This window comes from Enterococcus sp. DIV0008 (assembly GCF_050542615.1).
Classification (GTDB): domain Bacteria; phylum Bacillota; class Bacilli; order Lactobacillales; family Enterococcaceae; genus Enterococcus_D; species Enterococcus_D innesii.
On the sequence record NZ_CP172937.1, the window covers coordinates 2,318,168 to 2,332,862 of the forward strand.

14 protein-coding genes are annotated in these 14,695 nt (G+C 44.5%); 4 read left to right on the forward strand and 10 right to left on the reverse strand.

Annotated elements, in window-relative coordinates; genetic code table 11:
• Positions 1–5: 5 nt before the first annotated feature.
• From IGI84_RS10955 to IGI84_RS10985, 7 genes are all read right to left on the reverse strand, one after another.
• On the reverse strand, positions 6–782 hold the full coding sequence (locus IGI84_RS10955) for a sulfite exporter TauE/SafE family protein (RefSeq protein WP_220426838.1): 777 nt from the start codon (positions 780–782) through the stop codon (positions 6–8).
• A complete protein-coding gene (locus IGI84_RS10960; protein WP_430600371.1) occupies positions 779–1,891 on the reverse strand; it encodes an SPASM domain-containing protein in 1,113 nt (370 codons plus the stop codon). Before IGI84_RS10960 ends, IGI84_RS10955 begins: the two co-directional genes overlap by 4 nt.
• Before the next feature lie 18 nt (positions 1,892–1,909).
• On the reverse strand, positions 1,910–3,415 hold the full coding sequence (locus IGI84_RS10965) for a sulfatase-like hydrolase/transferase (protein WP_430600373.1): 1,506 nt from the start codon (positions 3,413–3,415) through the stop codon (positions 1,910–1,912).
• A gap of 42 nt (positions 3,416–3,457) precedes the next feature.
• A complete protein-coding gene (locus tag IGI84_RS10970) occupies positions 3,458–5,359 on the reverse strand; it encodes a beta-glucoside-specific PTS transporter subunit IIABC (protein ID WP_430600374.1) in 1,902 nt (633 codons plus the stop codon).
• A gap of 97 nt (positions 5,360–5,456) precedes the next feature.
• Complete coding sequence (locus tag IGI84_RS10975; protein WP_223273017.1) at positions 5,457–6,281, reverse strand: PRD domain-containing protein; 825 nt, start codon at positions 6,279–6,281, stop codon at positions 5,457–5,459.
• 229 nt (positions 6,282–6,510) lie between these two features.
• Positions 6,511–7,245 (reverse strand): ABC transporter permease, encoded by a 735-nt coding sequence (locus IGI84_RS10980; RefSeq protein WP_081118232.1) that lies wholly within the window; start codon positions 7,243–7,245, stop codon positions 6,511–6,513.
• Complete coding sequence (locus IGI84_RS10985; protein WP_430600375.1) at positions 7,242–7,961, reverse strand: ABC transporter ATP-binding protein; 720 nt, start codon at positions 7,959–7,961, stop codon at positions 7,242–7,244. Before IGI84_RS10985 ends, IGI84_RS10980 begins: the two co-directional genes overlap by 4 nt.
• A gap of 96 nt (positions 7,962–8,057) precedes the next feature.
• Between IGI84_RS10985 and IGI84_RS10990 the strand changes: the two genes are divergently transcribed.
• From IGI84_RS10990 to IGI84_RS11000, 3 genes are all read left to right on the forward strand, one after another.
• On the forward strand, positions 8,058–8,810 hold the full coding sequence (locus IGI84_RS10990; RefSeq protein ID WP_411415492.1) for a polysaccharide deacetylase family protein: 753 nt from the start codon (positions 8,058–8,060) through the stop codon (positions 8,808–8,810).
• Positions 8,807–9,784 (forward strand): ABC transporter substrate-binding protein, encoded by a 978-nt coding sequence (locus tag IGI84_RS10995; protein WP_430600376.1) that lies wholly within the window; start codon positions 8,807–8,809, stop codon positions 9,782–9,784. Before IGI84_RS10990 ends, IGI84_RS10995 begins: the two co-directional genes overlap by 4 nt.
• 130 nt (positions 9,785–9,914) lie before the next feature.
• Positions 9,915–10,241, forward strand: coding sequence for an arsenic metallochaperone ArsD family protein (locus tag IGI84_RS11000; protein WP_229045485.1), 327 nt, complete (start codon positions 9,915–9,917; stop codon positions 10,239–10,241).
• A gap of 21 nt (positions 10,242–10,262) precedes the next feature.
• On the opposite strand, the gene IGI84_RS11005 is transcribed toward IGI84_RS11000, so the two are convergent.
• Positions 10,263–10,922: a YczE/YyaS/YitT family protein gene (locus IGI84_RS11005; protein WP_034878443.1), complete on the reverse strand. Its 660-nt coding sequence runs from the start codon at positions 10,920–10,922 to the stop codon at positions 10,263–10,265.
• 92 nt (positions 10,923–11,014) lie between these two features.
• Between IGI84_RS11005 and IGI84_RS11010 the strand changes: the two genes are divergently transcribed.
• Positions 11,015–11,683 (forward strand): cyclic nucleotide-binding domain-containing protein, encoded by a 669-nt coding sequence (locus IGI84_RS11010; protein ID WP_086292000.1) that lies wholly within the window; start codon positions 11,015–11,017, stop codon positions 11,681–11,683.
• A 125-nt stretch (positions 11,684–11,808) separates the two neighbouring features.
• On the opposite strand, the gene IGI84_RS11015 is transcribed toward IGI84_RS11010, so the two are convergent.
• Together IGI84_RS11015 and IGI84_RS11020 are read right to left on the reverse strand one after the other, a co-directional pair.
• Positions 11,809–13,251, reverse strand: a complete 1,443-nt coding sequence (locus tag IGI84_RS11015; RefSeq protein ID WP_430600377.1) for a glycoside hydrolase family 32 protein — start codon at positions 13,249–13,251, stop codon at positions 11,809–11,811.
• A 43-nt stretch (positions 13,252–13,294) separates the two neighbouring features.
• Positions 13,295–14,671, reverse strand: coding sequence for a PTS transporter subunit EIIC (locus IGI84_RS11020; RefSeq protein WP_195264710.1), 1,377 nt, complete (start codon positions 14,669–14,671; stop codon positions 13,295–13,297).
• Positions 14,672–14,695: the final 24 nt, after the last annotated feature.

Here is a 14,695-nt window from a genome sequence, read left to right on the forward strand (position 1 = left end):
CCTTTTTATAATAATTGATAGCCATTGTACAGATTGATCAGTAACACCAGTACGATCACGGTTTGGAATACCAGTGTCACTCGCTGTGGTGACAGGACGTTGCTGGCCTTGGCGCCTAAGAGTCCTCCCACGATCGCGGCTGGAATAACAAACCACAAAATTTGCAGATCATACGCACCAAAACCGGTCGAAAAAGCGATCGTCAAAATTTTTGCCAGCTGTGAGAAAAAAATCGTACAAATTGAATAAATCGTCGCCTCTTTGATCGGCATGGCAAACAGCAGCATCAATAAAGAGACATTGATGGGTCCGCCGCCAATCCCCAGCAAACTGGCTAGAAAGCCGAGAATCAAGCCGCAAGCTGCATACCAGCCGACTTTTTCCAGCGCAAACCCGCGCCAGTTATATTTTGTATATAAAAAAGCGAATAATAGTGTTAGCACGGTCACAAGGATTTGGATTAGCTGAACCAGCTTGTCGTCTCGAAAGACAAGCAATAGCTGTTCAAAGGCAACATTGCCTAAAACACCGCCTAACACAGCGCCGCCAGAAACCCACAAGGCAATCGACCACTTGATTTTCCGTCCACTGGCTAATTGTCTAGCTGTCGAAACGATGGACATCGTGAAGACCGCTGTCGCCGAGTAAAAAGAGATCGCAGCAACAGAATGGGCGCCGATAAAATCGAAAATCGGTTTGATCAGCACGCCGCCCCCCATGCCCGAAACTGCGCCTACGGCATTTGCTAAGACGATCACGAGAAAATAAATCAGTCCGATCATTGTCTCACCCCTTGCAAAAGCCCCAGTATCTCATTGATTCTAGGTGTGAAGTCTTTTAACAGCTCCTGATAGCCGCAAAAACCCTCACTATCCACGTACATAGCATCTTTCATTCGTTTACAGCCTCCTCGGCACATTTTTTGGAAAGGACATTGCGTACACTTCGAAGGCATGTCTTTTTTCTGGCACAAAAACTGCTGCGAACAGTCTTGAGAAAACAATTCCCGCAATGTTTGCTCTTGGATATAGCCCATGCGAAACTCATCTAATACATAGAAGTCACAAGGATAGACACTGCCGTCGGCTTCGATCACATACTGCACTTGGCAGTTGCCTAGAATCCCGCAGGCAGTTACTTGCTGCCGCACCAATAGATTCAGTAAATCATCGAACAGCTTGATACTTAGGTAGCGCCCTTGCGTCAATTCCTGCAGCCAAAACGCCAACAGCTGTTGATAAAAGCCAGCAAAGTTTCTTGGTGTCAAGGCATAGTCGTTCGTTGATGTGGCATCCAAATCAGCCAAACAAGGAATGAACTGCACAAAGGCAATCTGCTCTTCCTTGAGAAAATCAAACACACGCTGGGCTTCCTTTGCTAAGGGATTTGTCAACACGCACAAGACATTGTACTCAATCTGATAGGCGTCCAATAATCGCTTGGTCTGCAAAACCCGTGCAAAGGTCCCCCGTCCTTTGGCGTCTAATCGATGCCGATCGTGCGCAAGCGGATGCCCATCGATCGACAGCCCGACTAAAAAGCGATGCTCTTTCAAAAAACGACACCATTTATCATTGATCACCATGCCGTTGGTCTGGATTGCATAGTGTACTGTCACTTGCTTTTTTTGCGCCGCAACAAAAGCCGTTAGTTTTCGAAAATAACTCAGCCCCGCCATCGTCGGCTCTCCGCCTTGAAATGCCAACGTCAAATGATCACCAGCTTCTAGGTCTGCATAGATGTTTGCAATCATCTTTTCCATTACATCCTCTTTCATTTTGCCAAAGGAACGTACTTCGCGCAAGGAACTGACGTTGGCATAAAAGCAATAGGTGCAGCGCAGATTGCAAAGAGAGGATGCTGGCTTGATCAATACGGAGATGTGTTTCATTTGTTGTTCCTCACTTCTTTATTTCTTTCGTTCGATTGTCTGCCTCTGTGTATTTCTTAAACCTAAACGCTGATACTCGCTTTCAGGGGCTTCAATCTGATCCATTACTTTAATCAATTTCTGAATCATTTCTTGTTCAATCAGTGGGTCATGAAGCGGTGTTAATTGCTTTGGATCATTCTTTAAATCAAACAGCAAGTGGCCCACTGAATAAGAATCGATATAGGTGGAAACTTCGACTTCTGTGTATGGAAAATGATTTGTAAATCGATTGCCCTCTTTCAAGACCATACTGTCTAAGACTTCTTTATTAAAAAAACCTCGCAATGAAGCATAACTAAGCGTCTGCATGGTGATTGGTCCATTCGAAGGGTGAACCGATGCACGCATATACACATAACGACCATCGTAGATATTGGCATGACCGCCGTTTGTGCCAAAAATAATTTCTTGATGAAGTGGTTGCGAATGCTGTTTTTTCAACACAGGCAGCAAAGATTTGCCATCCATATCTAAGGTGTTCTCAATTTCAAAATAATCCAATAAAGTTGCTGGAATGTCGATGGTTTGACTCAATACTTGAGTATGGGTTCCCGATTCAGCTTCCGGGTAACTGATGAAAAAGGGCAGATGAATGATTTCTTCATACATCGGTGCTACGTTTTTTCCTAACCAGTCATGTTCCCCTAACAAAAAGCCATGGTCGGTATTCACAATGATCAAGGTATCCTCCCACATATTATTTTTTTCTATAAAGTCCAGCACTCGTCCTAAGTGATGGTCACACATACTGATCAACGCTGCGTATTCTTTTTGCAGCTCAATCAAATCCTGCTCGCCAACGTCTTCTGTTACACGACCATATTTTGGCCAAAAGTAAGGTGATTCATTTGGTGTCTCCTGGTACAATTTGCGATAGGTTGCTGGCACATAAAATGGTTCATGGGGGTCAAAACATTCGACTTGCAAAAACCATTGATCTTCATTTTTGTACTGTTCCAAAAAATCCAAGCCGGCTTGGATCGTTTGAACCGTGGACAGGTCTTCTTCTACTGCTTGCCGTGTTCGATTCGCAAAATGCTGTTCCACAGAAATACCACTCTTATTTAACGGATTCAGCGGTGGATGATTCTCTGCCTGTTTTCTTGGAACCCATCGGTCACCTTCTTGTCCTCTAAATCCTTCCCATGTGGAATAACGGTTATGATAAGTGGCACCGCCATCTTCAAAGTAATGGGAATGGTCGGTTACCAAATGACAATAGACCCCATTTTGCTGCAGCGTATCAAAAATTGACGAATCAAAGGGTTCTAATTGTCCCCACGAACGATGCATAAAATTGTAACGACCTGTATGAAGTTCTCTTCTCGCTGGCATACAAGGCATGCTGCCACCATAAAAGTTGTCAAACGTAATCGTTTTTTCTCTTAGCCGTTCAAAATTTGGCGTGTTGATCCAATCGTTTCCGTAGTTTGATAAAAAATCTCTAGCCAGAGTATCAAACATCAGCATAATTGCTCGCATAGCATTCTTTCCTTCTTTCTTTCCTTTTCTTGGTCATTGCGACTACTTGATGATCGTTATCGCCCCTCGATTATCATCAGCGATCACATCTAAGTACGCGGAAGTATTCGTAACGACGATCGGCGTCACTAACGAGTATCCTGCCTCTTCAATTTCTTCTTTATCAAATGTAAGCAGTACCTCTCCTTGCTTGACCTGATCCCCTTGCTTGACTTTTGTTTCGAAAAAACGACCATCTAAGTTCACTGTATCCATGCCGATGTGAATCAACACTTCCACGCCATCGTCCGACTTCAAGCCAATCGCATGCTTCGTTGGAAACAGTGTTTCAACAACTCCGTCAAAAGGTGCTCGAACCAGTCCTTCATCTGGTGAAACTGCTAAGCCTTTTCCTAATAATCCATTTGCAAATGCTTGATCTTCTACTGCCGACAAAGGCAAAACGATGCCTGTTAATGGTAACGAAAAAGTGATTTCTTTCGCTGCTCTTTCTGATGGAATCAAAGGTGAGGCTTCATTATCACTAGCTTTTGCTTCTTGTCGATCTTCTTGCGGATCATACAAGAAAGTAATCGTTAAAATAAATGATAAGACGAATGCTACAGTGATTGCTAATACATACCCATAAAAGCCGCTTCCGATGCCTTTTGCTGGATCAATGTAGTTGGGTAAACTGAAGATACCCATCCCACCTATAATAAAGGATTTTGTTCCCATTGCGCCCATGATTAACCCGCCGATCGATGCTGAAATCAAGGTTGCAATAAATGGTTTTTTTCTAGGCAACGTGATACCGTACAAGGATGGCTCCGATACCCCAAACAGACTGGAAATAAATGCGGGAACCCCGATTGCCCGAATAGAATTATTTCTAGACTTAATAATAACTGCCAGCACCGCTCCTGCGGTCGCAAAAGGAGTCGCTTGTCCTAAGACCATCACTGGGTCGTAACCAAGAACACCGATATTGTTGATTGCGATCGGAATGATTCCCCAGTGAAGACCAAACATGACCAACACTTGCCAAACAGCACCAACTGCAATCCCTGCAATAATTGGGCTGAAGTTATAGATCGCCAAAACAGCCGCACCCAACAAATTGCCGATCCACGTCGCGATCGGACCAATGACAATGAAAGTCAGGGGAACCATGATCAAGACAGTTAGAAACGGAACTAAGAAACTTCGCACAATACTAGGAATGATTTTTGTAATACCTTTTTCTAATTTGGCACCAAAATAGGTAGCAATGACGATAGGAATAACGCTGGAACTATAACTCATTAAAATGACTGGTATCCCTAAAAAAGTGACATAAACAGGCGATTCAAAAACGGTTCCTGCAAACAAGGTATACAACGGTTCGGCATTTGCCGTCAAGCCAGACAAAGCTGGATAAACAAGGGCAGCACCGATCGCCATACCGACAAATTGCTTTAAACCAAATTTTTTCGCTGCGGTATATCCTAAAAAGATTGGAAAGAAGTAGAAGAAACAATCACCTGCTGCTTGCAAAATCGCATAGGTTCCTGAAGTATTCTCAATCCATCCCAAAGAAACAAATAGCGCATTTAATCCTTTGATCATCCCTGTGGCAGCTAGAAGACCCAATACAGGTGTAAAGATACTGGAGATCACATCGATAAAAGCATCCAGCGGACCTTTCTTTTCTCCCGAAGGTGCCGCGTCATTTCCTGCCAATCCTGCATGTTGAACAAATTCTTGGTACACCTCCGGCACATGATTGCCGATCACGACTTGGTATTGACCGCCGCTTTGAACAACTGTCACGATCCCTTTCGTCTTTTTCAGCGTTTCTGTGTCTGCTTGCTCCTCATGTTTCAAATCAAAACGCAGCCTTGTGATGCAGTGGGTCACCCCATTGATATTTTCTTTTCCGCCGACTCCTTTTAAAATTTCATCGACCAATTCTCGATATGCCATCGTCCTCATCCTTTCAATGTAAAAATAAAAAGCAAGACAAATAACTATTCCTTGATGGAATAATTATCAGTCTTGCCTGCATTATCAGTAACAACCTTTATTCGTTCTCTATTAACTTTTGAATGTGTAACGTTAAGTACAGCTTTTCATCATCGTTCAAGGGAACACCTAAATACTTTTCAATCAAAAGCATCGTCTTATAAGCGTCTGCATACTGTCCGCTTACGTGTCCCAATAGTGGATTTGCTTTTACCACATCTGGTCGAGCCTTCAATCGCTGGAAAAAAAAGCGCAAATGGGTGATAAATCGATCGAATGCCAAAGAGTTTTCATCAATTTGTATCTTGTTAGAAAATCGAATAAGTGAAATAATATCGCGAATCTTTTTTGCAATCGATTGGACATCTTTTGGCTGATCAACTTCATCTGTTACTTGTGCATTGATCAAATGCATTGCTATATTTCCTGCTTCTTCTTCCTCAAAGACAACCCCTGTTTCTTGTTCGATCCGTTCTAGTGCTTTTTTACCAACTTCAAATTCCTGCGGATAAAACTTTTTTATTTCCCATGATAATCGGTTCGTAACTGTGATTCCTTGTTCATGCAGTTTAAACAGGTTATACAAATGATCGGTAAGTGATACATAGAGCGTCTCGCTTAACTCCTGGTTAATTTCCGCTTTCGCAAGTGAGATAATATCATCCGCTAAAGACACATATTTTGTCGGAATGGATGACAATAAACTTAAAAATCGCTCGGAAACTTTGTTTTTATGAAGCACAAACACTTTTTCAATTTTTGATTCATCGGCGGTTTGTCCGGGTTTCATTTTGAAGCCAAGGCCGGTACCGATCCAGATAAAATCTTTGCCATCTTGTCCGACCAAAACTGCATTGTTGTTTAAAATTTTTTTGATCTTCAAGACGCTTCTCACCTCCTTAAAATGAAAAAAGGCGATACCTTAATACATGTGTAGGATCCATACACACGTAAAAAGGTATAGCCTGCATTATCAGTAACTACCCATTTGATTGCCTTTACTATACTATTTTTATAGAAACGTTGCAAGCGTTTTATTGATTTTTCTTTTTTCCCCTCTGTTATGAAACTACACGAACTGCCGCAACCATTCATCAATCCATCATGTTTTTCTAAGATTGTCGATAACGGCACACCACTTTTTCCAACCAATCGATACTGGCAAAAAGCAGATAGCCCATCAAAGCAATCAGGAGGATCCCGGAAAGCATTTGTGGGTAGTCCATTTTTGACCACGCACTTAAGATCAGATAGCCGACACCATACGTCGTGTTATAGTTTTCGGCAAAAAAGAGGGAAGCCAACGCGATCCCGATACTGACCCGCACACTGGCAAAAAGTGCTGGCATGAGCGCGGGCAAAATAACGAAGCGCAAGACATGGCGCCATTGGTTGGTATAATTTTTCATGACCTGAAAATACGCTGGTGGGATCTTCGTGACTGCATCACGAATCGAGACGATCACTTGAATGACGATCACCGCAAAAATCAAGAGAACTTTTGAGAGATTGCCTAAACCAAAGAAAATCATAAAGACGGGTAAAAACGCAACTTTAGGAATCGGATATAAAAAGTAAAGCAGTGGACCAAGCAGCCGATCGGCTCTTTGGGATCGCCCAATCAAGATCCCTAACGGCACACCAACCAGTAAAGCCCCACTGAGCGCCGCAAATACCCGCAGCAAACTGGCACCTGCGTGGATCAGCAAGACTTCTCGCAATGCCCAAAAACGCTCAGCCGTTTCTAAAGGATTAGGCAGTGAACGATTGTTGGTCACCCAGCTTACACCCCACCAAACCACGACAAACGAACAGAAGCCCCAAGCAAAAGATTTAATGGTTTTCATTGCCTTGCCTCCCTCATTTGTTCTTTCAACTGCAAGACGACTTCATAAAAAGCCAATGAGTCTCGTTCCTGCTGGCTGCCGTAAAAAGGATTACTGATCGGCGTAACGCCTTGATCTTTTAGCAGCAAAATCGTCTGCCCCAAAAACACTGCCTCTTCTGGATCGTGGGTCACCACAATCAAGCTGTTTTGTCTACGCTGCTGTTGGGCAGCGATCATGGCTTGGGCGTTTGCTTTGGTTTCTTGATCTAGCGAAGCGGTCGGCTCATCCAATAATAAAACATCGGGCTGTGTGATCAGTCCACGCCCCATGGCAGCCCGCTGTTTTTGACCGCCGCTAAGCTGATGCGGATAGCGGTCTTGCACCTGCGTCAATCCCAACTCAGCAATACAGCTGGTGACCCATTTTTTACGGCGCTCACTAGGGATTTGGTTGATAAGCAGCGGCATTTCCAGGGCTTGGTAGACTGTTTGCCAAGGAAACAAATGCAGTTCTTGGAAAACGACCTCGATGTTGTCAGGGGAACAGCCTTGGTAAGTGATCGTGCCGGATTGCGGTCGCTGCAACCCTTTGATCAAGGATAAAAGCGTGCTTTTGCCAATCCCCGATTCTCCCAGCAGCACATAGGTCGAGCCTTGTTCAAAACAAAACGAAAGGTTTTTAAAAATGGCAGTATCTCCATAGGTAAAGGAAACGGAATCGAATAGAATACTCATAAGAGAATAAACTTCTTTCTTCAAATTATTTGTGTTGGTTTTCACATTTTATGCTATACTATTTTTTGCGTGATTGACAAGAAAGGATGGTTTATGATGTTTCAGACCCTCGTATTTCATGAAATACGTCCCGAAGCAGAACTTTATGATCAGGTTCGCCCGATCAAAGTCGCAGACGGTTATCAAGATGCCTTGCCTCTGCCCTTATTCAATAGCACTTCTCATTTTAAACAACAAATCGACTTTTTGAAAGCAGAAAATTACCATACGTTGACCCTTGCAGAAGTCAAAGATTTTTATTTTCGGCAGCAGCCGCTACCAGAAAAATCCGTGTTGCTGACCTTTGACGACTGCTATCAATCGATGAAAGAATATGCCTACCCACTGTTGAAAGAAGCTGGTTTCAAGGCAACTGCCTTTGTCGTGACCGGCTGGCTTTTTGATGCCCCTCAGCCTTACGATCCAGAAGTTTCACGGACATTGAGCAGCGCCGAATTAGCCGAAATGAGCGATGTCTTCGAATATGCCAATCATACCGATCATTTTCACGAACGCAAGGATCAGCAAGGGCGTTCAATGTGGGAAACACCAGCAGCCTTTGCGCAAGACTTACGAAGCTGCAATCAGCACGTGGCCATCAAGGATGTTTTTGCCTATCCTTTTGGCTTCTATGACCAGCAGACGATCGCTACTTTGGAAAAGGAAGGCTTTGTTCTAGCATTTACAACCAAACCCGGGATCAATACGGCACAAACCAAGCCAATGGAACTCCATCGGGCAGTCATCCCGTTCTCACTACCAATGGCTGCTTTTGAACAACGATTTAGAAACGAGGAATTGAACCAATGAAAAAAACGATTTTAGCAAGTATCCTAGCACTATTCGCTGTTGGCGTTGCCGCCTGCGGCAACACTGGCGAAACAGCAAGCACCAGCAATTCCAGCACCAGCAGTACAGAAGCTGCGGTCACAGATCAAACATTGACGATCGGGGTGTTACCAGCAGAATCAGCGATTCCGATCATTCTAGCAAAAGAAGAAGGCTTTTTCGAAAAGCAAGGATTGACTGTGGAGCTGAAATCCTTCACTTCCCCGAATGACCGCAATGTGGCGGTGCAGGCAGGCGAGTTGGATGGTACCATCAGCGATGTCATGACAGAAGCGACCTTCAAGCAAAACGGCATCGATATGACGATCACTTCTGATATTTTGGAAAACTTCAAGATTCTCGCTTCACCGAATTCAGGGATCACTGAGATGAAAGGGTTAGCGGATAAAAAAATCACCCTTGTACCGAATTTCATTTTAGAATACATCATGGACCAATTTGCACAGGAAAATGATTTTACTTATGACATCGTGGATATCGCTTCTTTTTCTGCCCGTTCCGAAGCATTGCTCAATGACCAAGTCGATGGCGCTGTTTATACGGAACCGCAAGCCAGCATGTTGGCTGCCCAAGGGGCGATTGTTTTAGGCAGCTCTAAAGATGCTGGCATCAAAGGCGGCACACTGCAATTTATGGACGAAGTCATCCAAAATCGCCCGCAAGACCTAAAAGCATTCTACACTGCTTACAACGAAGCCATCGATTACATGAATGCTCATTCAGCAAAAGACTATGCCGACATCTTGGCAGACTATCAATTTCCCGATGCTATGAGTACTTACTTAGACAGCCAGGAAGACTATCCGTATGCCCAGGCAGTGCCGCAAGAGCAATTCGACGCAATCATTGCTTGGACGAAAGACAAGGGTCAAATCGATCAAGCGTATTCTTACAACGAGTTGACCAATTTCGATTTTTTACCCGCTGACGAATAAGAAACAACAAAAAAGACGCATTTGCGTCTTTTTTTGTTGTTTCACTTCTTTTTGCCACTCTTTTTTTGCTCGTGGCAAGAAATTCAGGTATACTTTTGACAAATCAGCTGTCATGAAAGGATTTGATGCAATGCCAACGATCTCTGTTTATGCCGACCAGAAAGAAGATACTTGGGAAGCACACTTGACTCACCAGTTAAAAATAAATGAAGAAAGGACCCAGGCTCATCAAACATTTCATAACGAACCTTTAACGATCGACGAATATTTTTTTACAAAAGATCCTGCCCCTTTCTATACGAATCAAGACGTTAGCCAGCAATTAGCAAGCAATGGGCGCAGCTGCCTTCCGCTCGTTTATGTCGACGATCAGCTATTTTGTCAAGGTCGTTTGCCAACGATCCGTGAATGGGAACAATTGACGAAATCCGGGATCACTGTGCAATTTGATGCGTAAGATCAAAAGGCGTTGAAGGATTTACCCTTGACGCTTTTGCCGTGTCGGTATTCCCAAAGTCAAGTCACGTTCCTTCGACCAAGCGATGGCACCCGACAGCAAAAAGAAACTAATGACCGTCCCTTCCCTCACCGCTAGCGGTAAGCCCAAACTGATCGCTAGCAAGAGCGCCCCCGAAATACAGACCGCATCAACGCCATAACGGTACTGCTTGAACGTCCAGCGACTGCGTTGCGCCAGCAAATGACACCAGTGCTCGATTGGAAATTTCAAGACCTGCAACCGTAAGACTTGCCCCGTCGCCGTTCCAGAAATCAAGATCCCACCGATCAAAGCAGCTAGTTGGCTCCAATAATTCGTCAAGTGCAGCGATGCCAAGAAATAGTAAACAAAGCCATTGATCAAATAGCCGAATGCCAGCAAAGCAAAAAACATAATCAAGTACTCACTGCCTTTTTGTTTGAGGGACGTCTGCCGCCGATCCAATAGCCAACAGGCAGCTAAAAAGCCCAAATTGATGGCTGTTGTGATGGTGCCGACTTTGATTCCGGACATCGTTGCCAGTGTGACATTTAAGGCATTAAAACTACTGACCCCGACGCTGGCTTTAATGGTCAAGCTGATCCCGAAAGCACTCAGCCCATAAAATATCCCAGATCCTATCCATTGCTTTTTATTCATTTTTTCTCCCACACTTTCATTTTTGCTTTTCTAAGTATGTGCTATACTGACTAAAAACAAATAGGAGATTTCTCCTAGTTTGGAGGAAAAAAGTGAAAAAAACCGCTTATGCCTTGGCAATAAAGCAGGTACCAATCAAAGAAAGCTGCCCCTTGCCGATTCCTGAGGAGATTTTACAACAAAGTGCCCTCTGGACCTTTGATCATCGTGAAGCGATCCAAAAAGAAACGGTGCCGATGTCGGTCTTTTTCGTCCTATTGACTGGCAAAGCCAAGATCATTCAAACGCAAGAAAACGGCAAACGTGCCTTGCTACAGTTTCTCCATCCTGGTGATTGCATTGGTGATCTCACGTTGATTGGCGCCGAAACAGTGCCGAAGACCGTGGTTGCGATCGGTGAAACAACTTGTCTGGGCATTCCTATGAAAGCAGCAGCTCACGGGCTCATGCAAGACCTGGCTTTCGTACAAACGCTAGGCAAAACTATCGGTGAAAAATTGCTGCTGCGTATGGATCATTTTTCCGTCAATCAAACCTATCCCTTGGCTTGGCGCCTTGCCCAGCTACTGTTGGAAGCTTCGATCGATGATCTTTTTCAAGAAAAATTAACGGAGACCGCAGAATACTTAGGCGTGAGCTATCGCCATTTGACGTATACCTTAAAAGATTTCAAAACGCAAAAACTAGTCTCAAAAACTGCAGACGGCTATCGGATCGATGCGCCTGCGCTGCAGACCTTTATCCAAAACCAACAAAAGTAGTAGTAAGCAAAAAACGACAGCGAAATAGTTGGTATGATGCTCCCCTAAAAGCCAGAGAAAAAGCTGACTTTTAGGAGGCGCAACAAGAAAAACCAACTGTTTGCTGTCGTTTTCGGGTCGTTGCTTTATTTTTTCGCCAATGCCCATGCATTGACAGTAACCGTGCCAGTTCCGCTGAGAGCGATCGCCTCGGTCCGTTTTGGATACACGCGAGAGGTCAAACAATATTGCCCGCCATTTAAGAAAATCTCAATCGACGACGTATCGACGAAAATCTGCAGCTGCGTCAGCTCATCGACCTTGACACTGCGCTGTTTACGACCGTAGCCAGAAACGCCATGATGGATCGTGAAGACACCAGCTTCATAAGCCAAAGTCGTATCTTGCAAAAGCCCAAGCTGGAACTGCTGCAATGGGGCTTCCGCCATAACTTGCAACTCATAAGCCAACTCGTCGAAAGACAAGTGCTGCGGTTTTTCTGATAGCACAATTTTTTGGCTGACTTGCTTGTCCCGCAAATTTTGGAATTCTGGCAAAGGTTCTTGATACAACTGGTCATTTTTGACCGAAAGCTGTCTTGGCAGCGTTGCGGCATGCTGCCAGCCGCGAGGGATCGTTGGATTGCTGTATTCAGGACTGGTATCCCCTAACCCCATCCAGCCCCACAAGATCCGCCGTTTCTGCTCATCTTCAAAGGTTTGCGGGGCATAGAAGTCAAAGCCATAATCAAGTTCGCGAAACGCAGAAGTTTCTTTGAACGTCAGGGTCTCCCAATCCACCTCTCCAATCAGATACCCTGATTGATGGATATTTTGGCAAGCATGTTCTTTGGCTGCCAAGCCTTGCGGTGAGAAGACCAACACATCTTTGCCATCTAAGTGGAAGTAGTCTGGGCATTCCCACATGTAGCCTAGCGCATAGTCCTCACCGAAAAAGATTCCTCGATAGTTCCATTCATTTAAATCCGTCGATTCATAAATCAAAATTTTGCCTTCGTTTTCCAACGTACGCGCGCCTAGCAGCATATAGTAGGTGTCTTCGTGGGCAAAAACCTTTGGGTCACGAATATGATCGGTAAATCCTTCAGGGTAGTCCTCATGAGGAATCACGACTTCTTGCTTTTCGACGGTATAGCCGTCTTTGCTGATTACATGGACCGTGTTTTGTTCTCGTCCACTAAAGGTATAGTCATGATCACCAGGATGTTTGACATTCCCAGTATAGAAAAAATGGATCGTGTCATTCTCGATAAAGGCAGAACCCGAGTAGACCCCGTCTTTGTCATAGTTGTGTTCGGGAGAAAGAAACAGCGCTTCTTCTTGAAACGTGACAAAATCCGTCGACGTTTTGTGTCCCCAGTGGGGGGGTTCTCCGCCGTGGGGCGTTTGCGGTACATATTGATGGTAAAAATGAACGACACCTTTGAATTGGCAAAGACCGTTCGGGTCGTTCATCCATCCTGTTTCTGGCATCAAATGATAGTTCAAGCGCCACGCATCAGCACTGATTTTTTCCGCTAATTCGCTTTGAGTTTGGGCAAGCTGTGCCCAGTATTCTTTCGTTAACATTGTGGTACCTCTTTTCTCTTGCCGATGAACAGCAAGGGATTATTTATTGGTTCAACTCTTTGGCTAGCGGTTTGCGCTGCAATTGGACACCAGCAAAACCGACTGCAAAGGCAATCAAAATCACGACGACGTATTTCAGCATGGCACCGAAATCTCCAGTATACAACAATAGTCCTGGAATAAAAGTGATGCCCATCCCAGTGGCAGCTAATTGGAAGACATACGTCGCAAACCCGCCGACTGCGCCCCCCAGCATGCCTGCGCCAAAAATCCGCATCGAGCGTAAGTTGACCCCAAATAGTAAAGGTTCCGTGATCCCAAATAAGGTTGGAACCGCCGCACTGATGGCATTTGAGCGTTTGACTTTGTTTTTATAAATAAATGCCGCAGCGATCGCAGCCCCAAATTGTCCCGCCATACTTGCTGTACCTAAGACTTGTAGGACGTTTTCGCCTGTCGTATTCAATAACCCTAACTCAATAATACTTAACGAATGGTGCAATCCAGTGATCACGATCACTTGCTGAACCCCTCCGTAAATGATATAACCGATGCCCAATGGTGCTTGCACCAAGTAGACGATACTGTTGATGACTGCTCTTTCAGCTACTTGCAAGATTGGTCCTAACGCAAACAAAATCAAACCTAAAGTAATGACGATCGTTAAGAATGGTGTCACGATCAAATCCATCATTTGCGGAACAAATTTACGGAACCATTTTTCTAACTTAGAAACTAAGATCCCGACAATAATTGCTGGAAAAATCGACCCTTGATACCCAGAGATCGATAAACCGAATAAGTGCAGTGGCTCTGCATCCCCGCTGGCAACTGCCCAAGCGTTCGGCAATTGCGGAGCCACCATCATCAATCCTACCACGATCCCGATGATCGGATTACCGCCGAATTTTTTCGTCGCACTATAGGCGATCAAAACAGGTAAAAAGGCAAACGCTGTATCCGTTAACATTTCAAACATAGCTAACCAGTCAGCACTATAGGTGACCCCCAACTCGGTCAATAATCCCCGAATCCCCATCAAGAGCCCCGTCGTCACCAAAGCTGGAATCAGTGGCACCAAGACATCTGACAACGTGCGGACAACTTTTTGGACGGGTGACAGATTCGAATAAACATCATCTTTGAAGCCAGCTTTTTCAGCGGAGGCGTCATTGCCCATCTCTGTAGCGAAGGCTTGATACACTTCATTGACTTTTCCTGTTCCAAAAATGAACTGATGCTGTCCCGTGTTGAAAAAATAGCCCTTGCTGCCCTCAACTGCTTCCGCTTTGTCTTTATCTACTAACTGATCGTCTTTCAAAATCAAGCGCAAACGTGTGGCACAGTGTTCAAAGTTTTTGACATTTTCTTTGCCGCCAACAGCTTCTAACACTTGGTCGATCGTTTTTTGTTCCTTCATTTTTCCCACTCCTTTGATCGTCGG

Bases quoted from the DNA above. Each gene is read 5' to 3' on its own strand.
- IGI84_RS10985 (WP_430600375.1), bottom strand. From the start codon at position 7,961: ATGAGTATTCTATTCGATTCCGTTTCCTTTACCTATGGAGATACTGCC.
- IGI84_RS11000 (WP_229045485.1), top strand. From the start codon at position 9,915: ATGCCAACGATCTCTGTTTATGCCGACCAGAAAGAAGATACTTGGGAA.
- IGI84_RS10995 (WP_430600376.1), top strand. From the start codon at position 8,807: ATGAAAAAAACGATTTTAGCAAGTATCCTAGCACTATTCGCTGTTGGC.
- IGI84_RS11015 (WP_430600377.1), bottom strand. From the start codon at position 13,251: ATGTTAACGAAAGAATACTGGGCACAGCTTGCCCAAACTCAAAGCGAA.
- IGI84_RS10980 (WP_081118232.1), bottom strand. From the start codon at position 7,245: ATGAAAACCATTAAATCTTTTGCTTGGGGCTTCTGTTCGTTTGTCGTG.
- IGI84_RS10955 (WP_220426838.1), bottom strand. From the start codon at position 782: ATGATCGGACTGATTTATTTTCTCGTGATCGTCTTAGCAAATGCCGTA.
- IGI84_RS11020 (WP_195264710.1), bottom strand. From the start codon at position 14,671: ATGAAGGAACAAAAAACGATCGACCAAGTGTTAGAAGCTGTTGGCGGC.
- IGI84_RS10960 (WP_430600371.1), bottom strand. From the start codon at position 1,891: ATGAAACACATCTCCGTATTGATCAAGCCAGCATCCTCTCTTTGCAAT.
- IGI84_RS10965 (WP_430600373.1), bottom strand. From the start codon at position 3,415: ATGCGAGCAATTATGCTGATGTTTGATACTCTGGCTAGAGATTTTTTA.
- IGI84_RS10990 (WP_411415492.1), top strand. From the start codon at position 8,058: ATGTTTCAGACCCTCGTATTTCATGAAATACGTCCCGAAGCAGAACTT.
- IGI84_RS11005 (WP_034878443.1), bottom strand. From the start codon at position 10,922: ATGAATAAAAAGCAATGGATAGGATCTGGGATATTTTATGGGCTGAGT.
- IGI84_RS10970 (WP_430600374.1), bottom strand. From the start codon at position 5,359: ATGGCATATCGAGAATTGGTCGATGAAATTTTAAAAGGAGTCGGCGGA.